Origin of the sequence: Polaromonas eurypsychrophila, assembly GCF_014641715.1 — a bacterium.
Classification (GTDB): domain Bacteria; phylum Pseudomonadota; class Gammaproteobacteria; order Burkholderiales; family Burkholderiaceae_C; genus Polaromonas; species Polaromonas eurypsychrophila.
On record NZ_BMIG01000006.1, the window covers coordinates 99,666 to 115,271 of the forward strand.

The following is a 15,606-nucleotide window of genomic DNA, read 5'->3' on the forward strand; positions in this document are numbered from 1 at the left end:
TCTATCGATGCAGGTGGAGGCTTCCCCGTTCATGCTTACTGTGGCTGCAGGCGCAGCAGCCGGCCCTGCGGGCTGTCGGTCAGCACATACAGCAGCCCGTCCGGGCCCTGCCGCACGTCACGGACGCGGCCACCGCCCTCCAGCAACTTGTGCTCGCGCATCACCTTGCCCCTGAAGGGCTGGTTCAGTTCGATGCGGTTGAGGTAACCGAACTTCAGCGACCCGACAAACAGGTTGCCCTGCCAGGCCTTGCCGTACTTGTCGCTGCTCAAAAACGCCATGCCTGAGGGTGCAATCGACGGCACCCAGTAATGCAAGGGCTGCTCCAGACCGGTTTTGGCGGTGATGCCTTCGCCCATCTTGCCGCCGCCGTAGTTCTCGCCATAAGTGATCACCGGCCAGCCGTAGTTGCGGCCCGGCTGCGGCAGATTGATTTCATCGCCGCCCTGCGGGCCGTGTTCATGGGTCCAGTAGCTGCCGTCGGGTGCCAGCGTCGCGCCCTGCAGGTTGCGGTGGCCGTAGCTCCAGATTTCGGGCAATGCGCCGGCCCGGCCCACAAAGGGGTTGTCCCTGGGCACGCTGCCGTCCTTGTTGATGCGAACCACTTTGCCGTGGTGGTTGTCGAGCTTTTGCGCGTCCTGCATGCGGGAATAGCGGTCACCCAGCGTCAAAAACAGCGTGCCGTCGGGTTTACCGTCTTTGCTGCCCTCGACAATGCGGCAGCCAAAATGTGCGCTGCTGGCAAACTTGGGTTTTTGGCTGAAGATCACCTTGACATCTTCAAGCCGCGAATTGTCCGCCGCCAGGGCCGCGCTGGCCAGCGCCGTGCTGTTTCCGCCCGACGCCGCAGCCTCTGAATAACAAAAGTAAACCCGCCGGTTGGCCGCAACATCCGCATCGACCACCACGTCGAGCAGGCCGCCTTGCCCGCCGACGTCAATGGCAGGCAAACCCGGCAAAGGCGGGCCGAGCCGGCCATCGGCTTCGATCACCCGCATGCGACCAGGGCGCTCGGTCACCAGAAAGCGGCCTTGCGGTAGAAAACTGACAGCCCAGGGATTTTGCAAGCCAGTGGCAACGACCTCGGATCGCACGCCTTGCGCTTGCGCCGTGCTGACCGCGACCCAACCTGAAAACGCTACTAAAAACATAGCTGCTCGCGCATGACCGGTATGGGCTGAAGGCATATTTACCTCTCGTTTTCTTGCTGTGGTGCAGAAGGGGCCCAATTGGGCCAGACGAACAGTCAATATGCCATCAAGCCATTGCCAGTGCAGGCACGGCGGCTTTGTCGCCACCTGCAGCGCTTTTGAAGGAAAAAAGGCATTTTGTTTAATGTCGTTACAAATCAATGGTTTAACAACGTAATCTAGAAAAAACTTTAGCTTGACGTAGGACTGGTCCTTCAAGTACTCTAGCGCCCATGCGTTTCACCCTGCTCGTCACCAGCCTTCTGCTTGTCGCCACGGCGCACGCCAGCCCCGGCCATTCCGGCGACGAGATGGACAAATTCCTGTCCGACAAAGGCCTGTTGAACCGGATTGACCAAGTGCGTCAGTCGGTCGGTCACAAGGCGTCCGAACTGGTCATCAATGCCATGGGGTTTCTCGGTGTGCCTTACCGGCGCGGCGGAAACTCGGTGGAAACCGGTGTGGACTGCAGTGGTTTTGTCAAAGCCATCTATGAACAAACCGTCGGCCTGATCCTGCCGCGCCGCGCCGAGCAACAGGCCGCCGCCACCCAGAACATTGACCGGACTGAACTGCAGCCGGGTGATCTGGTGTTTTTCAACACCATGAAGCGGGCTTTCAGCCATGTCGGCATTTATGTCGGCGACGGCAAGTTCATCCATGCTCCCAAACCGGGCGCCGAAGTCCGCGTTGAAAGCATGGGGGTCGCTTACTGGGCGCGCCGTTTTGACGGCGCTCGCCGCGTGCAGGGCGGCCTGCCCACGAACACTTCGGGCGAATAAACACTCAGCGCCGCGCTGGCGCCTGCTTGCCGGCCTTTTCGGGCCTTTTCCAGCGCTTATTCCGCTTTGACTCCTGCATCCCGGATCACCTTGGCCCACTTGGTGGTTTCCAGGGCAATAAACGCATCAAATTCCTCGGGCGTGCCACCGGCCCCAAAAGTACCCATGGCGTCGAGCCGCGCGCGTGTCTCGTCGCTGCGGATGATGCGCCCCACTTCGTCCGACATGCGTTTGACGATGTCTTTGGGCGTCGCTGCGGGCGCCAGCATGCCGGCCCAGGTGCTGCCGGTGAAGCCCGCAAACCCCTGCTCGATAAAGGTCGGCACATCGGGCACTGCTGGCAGGCGCCGGTCACTGGCCACGCCGATCAGGCGCACCTTGCCAGCCTTGCCCTGGTTGATCAAGCCAGTGGGCGCGTCAAAGAAAAGCTGAATCTGCCCACCGATCAAATCCGTCAGCGCCGGCACCGCGCCGCGATAGGGAATGTGCACCATATAGATTTTGGTGATGGCCTTGAGCAACTCGCTGGTCAGATGTGCGGCCGACCCATTGCCTGAGGAGCCAAAGCTGATCTTGCCCGGGTTGGCGCGCGCGTAGTCAATCAGCTGTTTCGCGGTTTTAAAAGGCGCGTCGTTGTTGACGGCAGCCAGCAACGGCGATACCCCCATCAGCGACACGCCGGTCAGGTCCTTGCGGGGGTCATAGGGCAGCTTGGGATACAGGGTGGTGTTGGCGGCATAAGCTGCAATGACCACCGCAAAGGTGCTGCCGTCGGCCGGGGCCTTGGCCAGCAGGTCCACCCCGATGATGCTGTTGGCGCCCGGCTTGTTGTCGATGGTGACGGTTTGCTGCAGGCGGTTTTGCAGGCCCACCTGAACCATCCGCGCCATCTGGTCGGTGAAACCGCCCGGTGTGTAAGGCACGATGATGCGGATCGGCTTGTTCGGCCATGCCGGCTGTGCCAGCAAGGGTGCACACACGGTGGCGGCACCGGCCGTGATGGAGAGATTAAAGCAGCGTCGCGACAGCGTGCGCGGGGAAGCGGGGTCAACCATGGTTTCTCCAAAAGGGAAAACCTATTCTGGGACGACGCTCAGTCATGCGCCTAGCGGGTTTGCCCCCAAAATCCGCCTAAACACGCATCTCTGGCACCTTCGCGACGCGTGTTGTTCTGCAAAGCGGAATCAGAATGATTGTCAAGACCAGCCAGACGCATTGCCGGTGCCTTGTTCCCGATTTTTGCTTTGTTCACGCTGCGAATGCCGTCGGCGTTCATGGGTGACACCCGGTTTACAGGCGGTACGCACGGTGGCGGCGTTGAAATCGTATCCTTGGCCCATGCAGGTCAGTACTTTACTCAGGTATAGCTATATGGGGTGCGCCTGGGCAATGCCAGCGCTACCATCTATCGGGTTTACCGGTCCACATTCTGAAAAAACAGGAGCGCAACCATGGCCAAACTGAACGTCAACGGCAGCGTTAGGGAGTTTCAGGCGGAGGGTGACACCCCCCTGCTCTGGGTCATCCGGGAGCAGCTCGGGCTCACCGGAACCAAGTACGGCTGCGGCATCGCGCAATGCGGCGCCTGTGCTGTGCACATCGACGGCGTAGTCACACGCAGTTGCGTACGACCAGTCTCCAGCGTCGGCGCCAATCAGAAAATCGTGACTATCGAGGGCCTGTCACGCGACGGCTCGCACCCGGTCCAAAAAGCCTGGGCCGCGCTCGATGTACCGCAGTGCGGCTACTGCCAGTGCGGCATGGTGATGACGGCGGTCGCCCTGCTCAAAACCAAACCCAACCCGACCGACGCCGATATCGACCAGGCCATGACCAACATCTGCCGCTGCGGTACCTACAACCGGGTACGGGCGGCCATCAAGGTAGTGGCTGCCGGCGGCAACACCAAAAGCGCTGCGCTGGCGATCCAGCACACCGACGGGAGCACGACATGAAGCAGCAGGCCCTTGCACCTTCGGAGTTTCTTCCCATGTCTGCGGGCGCTTTGAACCGCCGCAGCTTCCTCGCCACCTCCGCCTCCGCGGGGCTGGTCGTGGCCTTCCACATCCCGCTCGCGGGTCAGGCGCTGGCCCAAACCAGTCCCGCGCCGGAAATCAATGCCTGGGTGGTGGTCAATCCCGATGACACGGTGGTCATCCGCATCGCGCGCTCCGAGATGGGCCAGGGCAGCCTGACCGGTCTGGCCCAGCTCGCCGCCGAGGAGCTCGAATGCAACTGGGCCAAAGTCACCACCGAATACCCGACACCCGGCCAGAACCTGGCACGCAATCGCGCCTGGGGCAATTTTTCGACCGGTGGCAGCCGCGGCATCCGCGAGTCGCACGACTATGTGCGCAAGGGCGGCGCCACCGCGCGTTTGATGCTGGTGCAGGCAGCGGCCGACGAATGGAAAGTGCCGGCTGGCGAATGCCGCGCAGCCGCCAGCGTCATCACGCACACGCCCAGCGGCCGCACCACGACTTACGGCAGAGTCGCCGCCGCCGCCGGCAAACTTACGGCGCCGGCCCAGGTCGCTCTGAAAGACCCGAAAGACTGGAAGCTTGTAGGCAAACGCCTGGCGCGGCTGGACACGCTGGACAAGGTCACCGGCCGGCAGATCTATGGCGCCGACCTCTCCATGCCGGGCATGCTCAATGCAGCCATCAAGGACTGCCCGGTGTTCGGCGGCAAGCTCAAAAGTTTCAACGCGGCAGCCATTGAAAAGCGTCCTGGCGTCAAAAAGGTCGTGCGCGTCGGCGACAGCGCGGTGGCGGTTGTGGCCGACACCTGGTGGCGCGCCAAGACTGCACTCGACGCCCTGCCCATCGAGTGGGACAACGGCCCGAACGTCGCCAACTCCAGCGCCAGCGTGGCGCAGATGCTCAAGGCGGGGCTCGACGCGTCCGATGCGGCGGTCGGCAATCAGAACGGCGACGCCAAAGCGGCGCTGGCTTCGGCCGCGCGCCGCATCGAAGCGGTCTATGCCTACCCGCACCAGAACCACGCCACCATGGAACCCATGAACGCCACCGCGCGCTGGACGCCCGAGCGATGCGAGGTCTGGACACCGACCCAAAACGGTGAAGCTGCGCTGGCCGCAACCTCGGAAGCCGCCGGCCTGCCTGCCTCGAAGTGCGAGGTCTACAAGATTCATTTGGGCGGCGGCTTTGGCCGGCGCGGCGCGATACATGACTGGGTGCGCCAGGCCGTGGACATCGCCAAACAGATGCCGGGCGTGCCGGTCAAGCTGCTGTGGTCGCGCGAGGAGGACATGCTGCACGGCCGCTATCACCCGATCACGCAGTGCAAGCTCCAGGCGGGGCTGGATACGCAAGGCAATATCACCGCGTTGCACATGCGTATCTCGGGCCAGTCCATCCTGGCGGGTGTGGCGCCGCAGAGCATCCGCAACGGCTTGGACCCGGTGCAGTTCCAGGGCCTCAATGCGCCGGGGCCGGAAGCCTCCATCGGCTACAGCTTTCCCAACCTGTTGATCGACCACGCGATGCGCAACCCCAGCGTGCCGCCGGGCTTCTGGCGCGGCGTCAACCTGAACCAGAACACCATTTACCTGGAGTGTTTTCTCGACGAGATCGCTGCGGCGACGCAGCAGGACCCGCTGGCGCTGCGCCGCAAGCTCATGGCCAGCCACCCCAAACACCTGGCGGTGCTGAACGCGGTGGCAGAACGTGTCCGCTGGGACGTACCCCCGCCGGACGTGCGCGGCCAGAAGGTTTACCGGGGCCTGGCGCAGACCATGGGCTTCGGGAGTTATGTGGCGGCCTGCGCCGAGGTCTCGGTGGACAAGGAAGGCGCGCTGAAAATCCACCGCATCGTTGCTGCCACCGACCCGGGCTACGCGGTGAACCCGCAGCAGATCGAGGCCCAGGTGGAGGGCTCATTTGCCTACGGCCTGTCAGCCGCGCTGTTCGGCGAATGCACACAAAAGGACGGCCGCATCGAGCAGGACAACTTCAGCACCTACCCGGTGGTGCAGATGCAGCACATGCCGGCCGTGGAGACCATCATCGTCGCCTCGGGCGGTTTCTGGGGCGGCGTCGGCGAGCCGACGATTGCGGTGGCGGCGCCGGCTGTGCTCAATGCGGTTTTTGCGGCGACCGGCAAACGCATCCGCGAACTGCCGCTGAAGAACCACAGCCTGAAGGCATGACGCAGCGGGCATGGGCGGCGGCCTTGGTGCAGTCGCTTGCAGCGGCCACGCTGCTGCTCCTGCCCGCCGTGTCTCCCGCTCAAGGCCCAGCAGCTGCCCTCCCCGACTCCCTGACCGGCGTGCCCGGTGACGCAGCGCGCGGTCGCGCAATTGTTGCGAACCGGCAAACCGGCCTGTGCCTGCTGTGCCATGCCGGACCACTTCCTGAAGAACGATTCCAGGGCAATCTCGCGCCCGACCTGACCGGCACAGGCGCGCGCTGGTCCGAGGGCCAGCTGCGCCTGCGCATGGTCGATGCCCGGCGCCTGAACCCGCAGACCATCATGCCCGCCTACTACCAGGCCGATGGCTTGAACCGGGTGGGCGCCGCGTGGCAGGGCCAGCCGCTGCTGGCGGCGCAGCAGATTGAAGATGTGGTCGCTTTCCTGCGAACCCTGCGTGATTGAGTGCCCACCATGCGCCGTTCCTCGACCCGTCCCGCCACTTCGCCCACCCTCACCCGGCGCCGTTTACTGGAGGGTGCCACGACGCTTGGCGCCTGGATTTGCATTGGCCCTGCAGGCGCGGTCAGCAATGAGCTGGCCGCCGCAGTGGCCAGCTATGCCGGCGGCGCCCCGGTGCGGCCCGGCAAAGTCAGGATGGACATTGCCGAGCTGGTGGACAACGGCAACGTCGTGCCCCTGACCGTGACGGTAGACAGCCCGATGACGGCGAGTGAACATGTCAGGGCGATTGCTGTGTTCAACGAGAAAAATCCGCAGCGCGATGTGGCGAAGTTCACGCTGGGTCCACGTGCCGGCAAAGCCAGCGTCAGCACACGGATTCGCCTCGCGACCTCGCAGCAACTGGTCGCTGTCGCGCAACTGAGCGACGGCAGCTACTGGTCGCACACGGTCAACGTGATCGTCACATTGGCGGCGTGCATAGAGGGTGACCCCTGATGGCCCGCACGCTTGTCAATGTGCCGACCACCGCCAAACGCGGCGAGGTGATCGAGATCCGCACCACCATTGCCCATCCGATGGAAACCGGTTTTCGTCCCGGTGACGACGGGAAACTCGTACCGCGCGACATCATCCGGCGCGTGAGCTGCCGCTACAACGGTGAACTGGTGTTCAGCGCCGAAATGTTCTCTGCAGTTGCAGCCAATCCCTACCTGGCCTTCCACACCGTCGCCACCAACAGCGGAATACTGGCGCTGACCTGGGAAGGTGACAATGGGTTTTCGCAGACGGAAAACGTGAATCTCACCGTGACCCCATGAGGGCGGCAGGACACGCCGGGCTGATCGTGCTGGCCTTCCTGGCCACAAGCTCTGGCGCCTTCGCGCAAACGCCGGCTGGCATCGACACACGCCGCTCGGGCTCCGAGTTCATGGGTCCCTCGACCCAGGCCATGCAAAAGGACGACGCCCTCAATCCCGCGATGTTGTGGGTCAAGGAGGGAGAAAGCCTGTGGAGCCAGCCTGTAGCGCCCAGCGGCAAGGCCTGCGTGGCCTGCCATGCCGCAGCAAGCAGCAGCATGCGCGGCGTCGCGGCGCGTTATCCGGCGTTCGATGAACGGCTGTTGCGCCCCGTCACATTAGGCCAGCGCATCAACCAATGCCGCCAGCACCATCAGCAGTCGGCACCCTTGCGCGCTGAAAGCCAGGAACTGCTGAGCCTGGAGACCTATGTCGCCTTCCAGTCACGCGGCCTGCCGCTGGCGCCGCCGGCCGACGAGCGACTTGCACCTTATCGCAGGCAAGGCGAACAGCGATTCATGCAGCGCATGGGCCAGCTCAACCTGTCCTGTGCCCAGTGCCACGACAACCACGCCGGCGGCCGCCTCGGCAGCAGCGTGATTCCGCAGGCCCATCCCACCGGCTACCCGGTGTATCGGCTCGAGTGGCAAGCGCTGGGCTCGTTGCAGCGGCGCCTGCGCGGCTGCATGAGCGGCGTGCGCGCCGAGCCGTTTGCCTATGGTGCGCAGGAGTTGGTGGAGCTGGAGCTGTACCTGGCAGCGCGTGCCAAAGGTTTGCCTGGCGAGACCCCGGGCGTGCGGCCCTGAGCCTGGCATTCAACAGCAACCGGCAGTAACTGCTATCGATTCAATAGCTGCTTGCGCCCGCCATTCAGGGGTCGCAGGCCTTTTTTGTTTGAATTTATTTGCGCACCGGCGGCAAATCGGTACAACTGCCATGCGCCACTTCCGCCGCCATGCCGATACTTTCGCCCAGCGTCGGGTGCGGGTGAATGGTCTTGCCGATATCGACAGCATCTGCGCCCATTTCGATGGCTAGGGCGATCTCGCCGATCATGTCTCCGGCGTGGGTGCCGACCATGCCGCCACCCAGAATTTTGCCGTGTCCGTGCGCCTCAGGGCTGTCGTCAAAGAGCAGCTTGGTGACGCCTTCATCGCGTCCGTTGGCAATCGCGCGGCCGGAGGCGTTCCAGGGGAACAGGCCCTTCTTGACCTTGATGCCCTGGGCCTTGGCCTGGTCTTCGGTCAGGCCGACCCATGCCACTTCCGGGTCGGTGTAGGCCACGCTCGGAATCACGCGCGCATTGAAGGCGGCGCTGGCGAGCTCCTTGTTGCCCTGCAACTCGCCGGCAATCACTTCGGCGGCCACATGCGCCTCGTGTACCGCCTTGTGCGCCAGCATGGGTTGCCCGACGATATCGCCGATCGCGAAGATGTGCGGCACATTGGTACGCATCTGGATGTCCACCGGGATGAAGCCGCGGTCGCTGACACTGACGCCAGCTTTCTCGGCCCCAAGCTTCTTGCCGTTGGGTGTGCGGCCCACGGCCTGTAGCACCAGGTCGTAGGTCTGCGGCGCGGGCGCAGTGCCGCCCTCCTCCGCCGCGGCAAACGTCACCTCGATACCGGCCTTTGTCGCTTTCGCGCCCACGGTTTTGGTCTTGAGCATGATGTTGTCGAAACGCGGCGCGTTCATCTTCTGCCAGATCTTGACCAGGTCGCGGTCAGCGCCCTGCATCAGGCCGTCCATCATCTCGACCACGTCGAGGCGCGCGCCCAGCGTGCTGTAGACGGTGCCCATCTCCAGGCCGATGATGCCGCCGCCCAGGATCAGCATGCGTTTGGGCACTTCCTTGAGCGCCAGCGCGCCGGTGCTGTCCACCACGCGCGGATCGTCTGGCATGAAAGGCAGGCGCACTGCCTGTGACCCAGCGGCGATGATGCAGGTTTTGAACGCAATGGTCTGGCTCTTGCCGGTTTTTTCCTGGCCTTGGGCGCCGGCGGTTTCATCGACCTGAAGGTGGTTGGCGCCAACGAACTGGCCAATACCGCGCACGGTAGTGACCTTGCGCATCTTGGCCATGGCGGCCAGGCCGCCGGTCAGCTTGCCGACCACTTTTTCCTTGTGGGTGCGCAGCTTGTTGATGTCCACCGTGGGCTCGGCAAAACTCACGCCCAGCGACGCGAAATGTTTGACCTCGTCCATCACGGCCGCCACATGCAGCAGCGCTTTGGACGGGATGCAGCCGACGTTCAGGCAGACACCGCCCAGTGTGGCGTAACGCTCGACCAGCACCACCTTGAGGCCGAGGTCGGCGGCGCGGAAAGCCGCCGAATAACCGCCAGGGCCGGCGCCCAGCACCAGCAGGTCGCAATCGAGGTCGGCGCTGCCGTTGAAGGCTGCTGCTGCAGACGCTATCTTTTCAGAAGCTGCTTGCGCAGGCGCAGCAGGGGCTGGAGCCTGTTTTGGCTCTAAAACCGGGGCTGCAGCGGCGCCCCCGGCTTCCAGTGACAAAACCACCGTGCCTTGTTTCACTTTGTCGCCGAGTTTGACCTTGAGCGCCTTCACGACACCGGCGTGGCTGGACGGAATCTCCATCGAGGCCTTGTCGCTTTCAACCGTCAGCAGGCTCTGGTCGGCCTGAATGCTGTCTCCGGCTTTGACCAGCACCTCGATGACGGTCACTTCGTCGAAATCGCCAATGTCGGGAATCTGGATGTCTATCGTTGCCATGTCGCTTGTCTCCGCTTGAGGGGTCGGCTTACTTTTTAAGCTTGACCGTGAACAGTTCCACCGGGCCGGCGGAGTTTTTGTCGAATTCGCAGCCGGCATTCATGCCGGCCAGTGCCACTTCGCGCGCCGTTTTGGCCTTGTTCCAGCTCGCGTGCATCGCGCCGAGTGCAAAGCTGCGTCCAGAGCCAATGCCCCAGAATTCCTTGAACTCGAACACCTCGCGGTAGCTGTACAGGCCGTAGATGCCGCTTGAGTTGGCAATCAGCACGCTGAACTGGCTGGACTCATAAGGGTCGTTGTCGTCTTCCTTTGTTTGCAGGAAAAACGCTTCCTTGAGCACCGGATGGGCCTTGTTGAAGGTGTCAAAGACCTCGTCCTTGCTGCCGAAGCGCAACTGGTCTTTCGGCAGCGACGCCAGCGCCTTGCGCAGCACCGGAAAATGCGCCACCGTGCCGGCCATGCCGATGTAGCTGACACCGGCCGGCGCATCGACCTTGAAGATTTTGCCGTTGGCCTCAAAGCGATTGCTCAAGCGCGTGTCGCCAAAGGTGATCAACGCATCGGTGGCGATCACTGCCTGCCCGGCCTTTTTGACAACCACAAGCGTCGTCATGCCGCAAATCCGTTCAAGCAGGGGCCGCGGGACTGGCTCCGCCAGACCGCAGGCGCAGCGGCCCCCGAGGGGCTGGAGCCTGCGGCTCCAAACCTGCTTGAGCAGGTTTGGACAGGCGGCAGAGGGGAAGCGTCTCGCGAGCCGCGGCCTGCAAGGACTCGCGCATTACACGAAGTGAAAAGCGTGGGAGTCAAAGCAGCACGCGACGGAAGTCGGCGAGTATCGAACCCAGGTAGGCGTTGAACCGCGCGGCACCAGCGCCATCGATCACGCGGTGGTCCCAGGCCAGCGACATCGGCAGCATCAGGCGCGGCTGGAAGGCCTTGCCGTCCCAGACCGGCTCCATCTGACTCTTGGAGACGCCGAGGATGGCGACTTCGGGTGCATTGATGATGGGCGTGAAATAACGCCCGCCAATCCCGCCCAGCGAGGAGATGGTGAAGCTTGCGCCCTGCATCTCGGCTGGCGCCAGCTTGCCGTCGCGCGCTTTCTTGGCCAGTTCGCCCATCTCCTGCGAGATCTGCATGATGCCTTTTTTGTCGGCATCCTTGAGCACGGGCACCATGAGGCCGTTGGGCGTGTCGGCGGCAAAACCGATGTTGTAGTACTGCTTGTAGACCAGCTGGTCGCCGTCCAGCGAGCTGTTGAACTCGGGGAATTTCTTCAGGGCCGCGACACTGGCCTTGATCAGGAACGCCAGCATGGTGACCTTGAGGCCGGACTTTTCGTTGTCCTTGTTGGTGGACACGCGGAAGGCTTCCAGATCGGTGATGTCGGCATCGTCATGGTTGGTGACGTGCGGGATCATCACGTAGTTACGTAGCAGGTTGGCGCCGCTGATCTTCTTGATGCGCGGCAGGTCCTTGCGCTCGACAGCGCCGAACTTGGTGAAGTCCACCTTGGGCCAGGGCAGCAGGTCCAGCCCGGCGCCACCGCCGCCGGCTGCGGCCGGCACTTTCGCGGCTTGCGCCTGGGTGCGCACATCGCCGGCCATCACGGATTTGGTGAAGCCCTGCACGTCGTCCTGGGTGATGCGGCCCTTGGGACCGCTGCCCTTGACTTCGGCCAGGGGCACACCGAGCTCGCGCGCAAACTTGCGCACCGAGGGTGAGGCGTGCGGCAGTTGGCCGGTGGGGGTGGACGGGTCATGCGCAGGCACGGCGGCGGGCGCGGGCGCAGCGGCCGGTGCGGAAGCAGTCGCGGCCACGGGTGCGGCGGCGGCGGCGGCGGCAGCCGGCGCTGGTGCCGGTGAAGCTGCAGCAGGCGCGCTGGCGGCCACGCCTTCGAGCACCAGCAACACGTCGCCGACATTGATCTTGTCGCCCAGCTTGATCTTCAGCTCCTTGACCACGCCGGCTTGGCTGGACGGAATCTCCATCGAGGCCTTGTCGGACTCGACGGTCGCCAGCGACTGCTCGGCCTTGACGGTGTCGCCGACCTTGACCAGCACCTCGATCACTACCACGTCCTTGAAGTCGCCGATATCAGGCACGTGGACATCCACCAGGCCAGCGGCAGCGGCTGGATTTGCTACTGATTTTGTAGCTGCTTGCGCAGTTGCGGCGGGGGCTGCAGCCTGTTTTTGTTCAGAAACCGGGGCCGCAGCAGGTGCAACCGCCGCGTCGCCAGCTTCCAGCACCAGCACGACCGATCCTTGCTTGACCTTGTCGCCGAGCTTGACCTTGAGCTCTTTCACGACGCCGCCCTGGCTGGAAGGAATTTCCATCGAGGCTTTGTCGCTTTCGACCGTCATCAGGCTCTGGTCGGGCTTGATGCTGTCGCCGGGTTTGACCAGCAGTTCAATGACGGTGACTTCGTCGAAGTCGCCGATGTCGGGAATGGTGATGTCTACCAATGCCATGTTCTTGTCTCCGTTCGCTCGTTCAGGCCTGAATTCAGGCGTAAAGCGGGTTGATCTTGTCGGCATTGATGCCGTATTTCTTGATGGCTTCGGCCACCTTGGCGACCGGCACGGTGCCGTCTTCGCTGAGGGCTTTCAGCGCGGCGACCACGATGTAGTGGCGGTTGATCTCGAAGTGCTCGCGCAGCTTGCTGCGGAAGTCGCTGCGACCGAAGCCGTCGGTTCCCAGCACCTTGTAAGTGCGGCCCTTGGGAATGAAGGGGCGGATCTGCTCGGCATAGGCCTTCATGTAGTCGGTGGAAGCGACCACCGGGCCGGCGCTGGCCGACAGCTGCTGCGTCACGAACGGCACACGCGGCGCGTCCACCGGATGCAGCAGGTTCCAGCGCTCGGCGTCCTGGCCGTCACGCGTGAGTTCGTTGAAGCTCGGGCAGCTCCAGACACCGGCGGCGATGCCCCAGTCTTTCTCAAGCAGTTCCTGGGCGGCGATGCTTTCGCGCAGGATGGTGCCGCTGCCAAGCAACTGGACGGTGGGCGCTTTGGCTGCGAGGGCCGGTGCCTGCTTGCACAGGTACATGCCTTTGATGATTTGCTCTTCGGTGCCGGGCTGCAGGCCTGGCATGGCGTAGTTTTCGTTGAGCAGCGTCAGGTAGAAATACACATTGTCCTGGCGCTCGACCATGCGCTTAAGGCCATGGTGCAGGATCACGCCGACTTCATGCGCAAAGGTCGGGTCGTAGGAGATGCAGTTCGGAATCGTGCCAGCCAGGATGTGGCTGTGGCCGTCTTCGTGCTGCAGGCCTTCGCCGTTTAGCGTGGTGCGGCCGGATGTACCGCCCAGCAGGAAGCCGCGCGCCTGCATGTCGCCGGCCGCCCAGGCGAGATCACCGACACGCTGGAAGCCGAACATCGAGTAATACACGTAGAACGGGATCATGATCCGGTTGTTGGTGCTGTACGAAGTGGCCGCCGCGATCCAGCTGCTCATGCCGCCGGCCTCGTTGATGCCTTCCTGCAGGATCTGGCCCTTCTTGTCTTCCTTGTAATACATCACCTGATCTTTATCGACCGGTGTGTACTGCTGGCCATCGGGGTTGTAGATGCCGATCTGGCGGAACAGGCCTTCCATGCCGAAGGTGCGCGCTTCATCGACGAGGATGGGCACCACACGCGGACCCAGCGCCTGGTCGCGCAGCAATTGCGTGAGGAAACGCACATAGGCTTGGGTCGTCGAGATCTCGCGGCCTTCGGCAGTCGGCTCGATCACCGACTTGAAGGTCTCCAGCGCCGGCACGGTAAAGCTTTCGTCGGCCTTGACACGGCGGTGCGGCAGGTAGCCGCCCAGGGCCTTGCGGCGCTCGTGCAGGTATTGCATCTCGGGCGTGTCGTCGGCCGGCTTGTAAAACGGGATGTCGGCCAGCTGGCTGTCAGGAATCGGGATGTTGAAGCGGTCGCGGAAGGCCTTGATGTCCTCGTCCGACAGCTTCTTGGTCTGGTGGACATTGTTCTTGCCCTCGCCGATCTTGCCCATGCCAAAACCCTTGACGGTCTTGATCAGCAACACGGTTGGCTGGCCGACATGGTTGACGGCCTTGTGGAAGGCGGCATAGACCTTCTGCGAGTCATGGCCGCCGCGGCGCAACTCGAAGATGTCCTCGTCGCTCATCTTGGCGACCATCTCAAGGGTCTTGGGGTTCTGCCCGAAGAAATGTTTGCGCACATAAGCGCCGTCGTTTGCCTTCATGGCCTGGTAGTCGCCATCGACGGTGTCCATCATGACCTTGCGCAGCGCACCGTCCTTGTCGCGTGCCAACAGCGGGTCCCAGTTGCTGCCCCAGATCAGCTTGATGACGTTCCAGCCGGCACCACGGAACTCGCCTTCGAGCTCCTGGATGATCTTGCCATTGCCGCGCACCGGACCGTCCAGGCGCTGCAGGTTGCAGTTGATGACAAACACCAGGTTGTCGAGCTTTTCGCGCGCAGCCAGGCCGATGGCGCCCATCGATTCGACCTCGTCCATCTCGCCGTCGCCGCAGAACACCCAGACCTTGCGGTTTTCGGTGTTGGCGATGCCGCGAGCATGCAGATACTTCAAAAAACGCGCCTGATAAATCGCCATCAGCGGGCCCAGGCCCATGGAGACGGTCGGGAACTGCCAGAACTCGGGCATCAGCTTGGGATGCGGGTAGCTCGACAGACCCTTGCCATCGACCTCCTGACGAAAGTTGAGCAGTTGCTCTTCGGTCAGCCGGCCTTCAAGATAAGCACGCGCATACACGCCGGGTGACACATGCCCCTGGATGTAGAGGCAGTCGCCGCCGTGCGTCTCGCTTTCGGCATGCCAGAAATGGTTGAAGCCCGCGCCAAACATGCTGGCCAGCGACGCGAAGGAACCGATGTGGCCGCCGAGGTCGCCGCCGTCGGCCGGATGCAGGCGATTCGCCTTGACCACCATGGCCATGGCGTTCCAGCGCATGTAGGCGCGCAGACGCCGTTCGATTTCAAGGTTACCGGGAGAGCGCTCCTCCTGATCCACCTCGATGGTGTTGACATAACCAGTGTTGGCCGAAAACGGCATGTCGATGCTGCCCTGGCGGGCATGCTCAAGCAGTTGCTCCAGCAGAAAGTGGGCGCGCTCCGGGCCTTCACTTTCGATGACGGCAGTAAGGGCCTCGAGCCACTCCCGCGTTTCCTGGGCGTCTTTGTCAAGCGCGTTGTTCGCGGCTTTACCCAAAGTGTCCACACGTGCCTGTTCCGGATTTGCAGCCATGGTTTTGTCTCCTGCTGTTGGCTAGGGTGCTAGCTTGTGTTGAGTGGCGTCTTCATCACGTTGTAACGCAATTTAGATTTAAGTCTCTAGTTTCTCATAGTTTTTACAAGATTTCAAATAGTGCTTAATGATTTCATATTAAGAAATTTACAATATTTGCCTTCGGTCAGTTTCAAGCCGATAGCATGGCTTAAAAAACGCGCAAGAACAGCGAGGCCGCAAGGTAGAAACACGGCTCGCAGG

General features: G+C 62.8%; 14 protein-coding genes. 7 read left to right on the top strand and 7 right to left on the bottom strand.

The annotated features are described in order from the left end of the window. Window positions 1–35: 35 nt before the first annotated feature. A complete protein-coding gene (locus IEX16_RS10060; RefSeq protein WP_188708503.1) occupies window positions 36–1,151 on the bottom strand; it encodes a PQQ-dependent sugar dehydrogenase in 1,116 nt (371 codons plus the stop codon). Between the two features lie 272 nt (window positions 1,152–1,423). Between IEX16_RS10060 and IEX16_RS10065 the strand changes: the two genes are divergently transcribed. Beyond that, on the top strand, window positions 1,424–1,972 hold the full coding sequence (locus tag IEX16_RS10065) for a C40 family peptidase (protein WP_188708353.1): 549 nt from the start codon (window positions 1,424–1,426) through the stop codon (window positions 1,970–1,972). A gap of 56 nt (window positions 1,973–2,028) precedes the next feature. Here IEX16_RS10065 and IEX16_RS10070 read toward each other — a convergent pair whose 3' ends face one another. Together IEX16_RS10070 and IEX16_RS10075 are read right to left on the bottom strand one after the other, a co-directional pair. Next, window positions 2,029–3,027, bottom strand: coding sequence for a tripartite tricarboxylate transporter substrate binding protein (locus tag IEX16_RS10070; protein ID WP_188708354.1), 999 nt, complete (start codon window positions 3,025–3,027; stop codon window positions 2,029–2,031). A 50-nt stretch (window positions 3,028–3,077) separates the two neighbouring features. Continuing rightward, entirely contained in the window at window positions 3,078–3,248 is a 171-nt protein-coding gene (locus IEX16_RS10075) for a hypothetical protein (RefSeq protein WP_188708355.1), read from the bottom strand. A 175-nt stretch (window positions 3,249–3,423) separates the two neighbouring features. On the opposite strand from IEX16_RS10075, the gene IEX16_RS10080 reads away from it, so the two are divergent. From IEX16_RS10080 to soxA, 6 genes are read left to right on the top strand one after another with little or no spacing between them, the layout of a single operon-like run. After that, window positions 3,424–3,927 carry a (2Fe-2S)-binding protein gene (locus tag IEX16_RS10080; RefSeq protein ID WP_188708356.1) on the top strand — a complete coding sequence of 168 codons (504 nt, stop codon included), beginning with the start codon at window positions 3,424–3,426 and terminating at the stop codon, window positions 3,925–3,927. Further along, window positions 3,924–6,143 (top strand): xanthine dehydrogenase family protein molybdopterin-binding subunit, encoded by a 2,220-nt coding sequence (locus tag IEX16_RS10085; RefSeq protein ID WP_229676282.1) that lies wholly within the window; start codon window positions 3,924–3,926, stop codon window positions 6,141–6,143. Before IEX16_RS10080 ends, IEX16_RS10085 begins: the two co-directional genes overlap by 4 nt. Further along, window positions 6,140–6,589: a sulfur oxidation c-type cytochrome SoxX gene (gene soxX, locus IEX16_RS10090; RefSeq protein ID WP_188708357.1), complete on the top strand. Its 450-nt coding sequence runs from the start codon at window positions 6,140–6,142 to the stop codon at window positions 6,587–6,589. Before IEX16_RS10085 ends, soxX begins: the two co-directional genes overlap by 4 nt. Before the next feature lie 9 nt (window positions 6,590–6,598). After that, on the top strand, window positions 6,599–7,084 hold the full coding sequence (locus tag IEX16_RS10095; protein ID WP_188708358.1) for a SoxY-related AACIE arm protein: 486 nt from the start codon (window positions 6,599–6,601) through the stop codon (window positions 7,082–7,084). Further along, on the top strand, window positions 7,084–7,407 hold the full coding sequence (soxZ, locus tag IEX16_RS10100) for a thiosulfate oxidation carrier complex protein SoxZ (protein ID WP_188708359.1): 324 nt from the start codon (window positions 7,084–7,086) through the stop codon (window positions 7,405–7,407). Before IEX16_RS10095 ends, soxZ begins: the two co-directional genes overlap by 1 nt. Continuing rightward, a complete protein-coding gene (gene soxA, locus IEX16_RS10105; RefSeq protein ID WP_188708360.1) occupies window positions 7,404–8,192 on the top strand; it encodes a sulfur oxidation c-type cytochrome SoxA in 789 nt (262 codons plus the stop codon). Before soxZ ends, soxA begins: the two co-directional genes overlap by 4 nt. Window positions 8,193–8,286: 94 nt before the next feature. On the opposite strand, the gene lpdA is transcribed toward soxA, so the two are convergent. The 4 genes from lpdA to aceE all read right to left on the bottom strand — a co-directional run bounded on the left by lpdA (window position 8,287) and on the right by aceE (window position 15,363). Further along, window positions 8,287–10,119 carry a dihydrolipoyl dehydrogenase gene (gene lpdA / locus IEX16_RS10110; RefSeq protein WP_188708361.1) on the bottom strand — a complete coding sequence of 611 codons (1,833 nt, stop codon included), beginning with the start codon at window positions 10,117–10,119 and terminating at the stop codon, window positions 8,287–8,289. A gap of 28 nt (window positions 10,120–10,147) precedes the next feature. Next, window positions 10,148–10,732 carry an MFS transporter gene (locus IEX16_RS10115; RefSeq protein ID WP_188708362.1) on the bottom strand — a complete coding sequence of 195 codons (585 nt, stop codon included), beginning with the start codon at window positions 10,730–10,732 and terminating at the stop codon, window positions 10,148–10,150. 190 nt (window positions 10,733–10,922) lie between these two features. Next, complete coding sequence (gene aceF, locus IEX16_RS10120; protein WP_188708363.1) at window positions 10,923–12,593, bottom strand: dihydrolipoyllysine-residue acetyltransferase; 1,671 nt, start codon at window positions 12,591–12,593, stop codon at window positions 10,923–10,925. Between the two features lie 34 nt (window positions 12,594–12,627). Next, window positions 12,628–15,363: a pyruvate dehydrogenase (acetyl-transferring), homodimeric type gene (gene aceE, locus IEX16_RS10125; protein WP_188708364.1), complete on the bottom strand. Its 2,736-nt coding sequence runs from the start codon at window positions 15,361–15,363 to the stop codon at window positions 12,628–12,630. Between the last annotated feature and the right edge of the window lie 243 nt (window positions 15,364–15,606).

Coding starts and splice junctions, on each gene's coding strand:
- soxZ (WP_188708359.1), top strand. CDS start 7,084: ATGGCCCGCACGCTTGTCAATGTGCCGACCACCGCCAAACGCGGCGAG.
- IEX16_RS10085 (WP_229676282.1), top strand. CDS start 3,924: ATGAAGCAGCAGGCCCTTGCACCTTCGGAGTTTCTTCCCATGTCTGCG.
- IEX16_RS10080 (WP_188708356.1), top strand. CDS start 3,424: ATGGCCAAACTGAACGTCAACGGCAGCGTTAGGGAGTTTCAGGCGGAG.
- soxX (WP_188708357.1), top strand. CDS start 6,140: ATGACGCAGCGGGCATGGGCGGCGGCCTTGGTGCAGTCGCTTGCAGCG.
- soxA (WP_188708360.1), top strand. CDS start 7,404: ATGAGGGCGGCAGGACACGCCGGGCTGATCGTGCTGGCCTTCCTGGCC.
- IEX16_RS10070 (WP_188708354.1), bottom strand. CDS start 3,027: ATGGTTGACCCCGCTTCCCCGCGCACGCTGTCGCGACGCTGCTTTAAT.
- IEX16_RS10075 (WP_188708355.1), bottom strand. CDS start 3,248: ATGAACGCCGACGGCATTCGCAGCGTGAACAAAGCAAAAATCGGGAAC.
- aceF (WP_188708363.1), bottom strand. CDS start 12,593: ATGGCATTGGTAGACATCACCATTCCCGACATCGGCGACTTCGACGAA.
- IEX16_RS10065 (WP_188708353.1), top strand. CDS start 1,424: ATGCGTTTCACCCTGCTCGTCACCAGCCTTCTGCTTGTCGCCACGGCG.
- aceE (WP_188708364.1), bottom strand. CDS start 15,363: ATGGCTGCAAATCCGGAACAGGCACGTGTGGACACTTTGGGTAAAGCC.
- IEX16_RS10115 (WP_188708362.1), bottom strand. CDS start 10,732: ATGACGACGCTTGTGGTTGTCAAAAAGGCCGGGCAGGCAGTGATCGCC.
- lpdA (WP_188708361.1), bottom strand. CDS start 10,119: ATGGCAACGATAGACATCCAGATTCCCGACATTGGCGATTTCGACGAA.
- IEX16_RS10095 (WP_188708358.1), top strand. CDS start 6,599: ATGCGCCGTTCCTCGACCCGTCCCGCCACTTCGCCCACCCTCACCCGG.
- IEX16_RS10060 (WP_188708503.1), bottom strand. CDS start 1,151: ATGTTTTTAGTAGCGTTTTCAGGTTGGGTCGCGGTCAGCACGGCGCAA.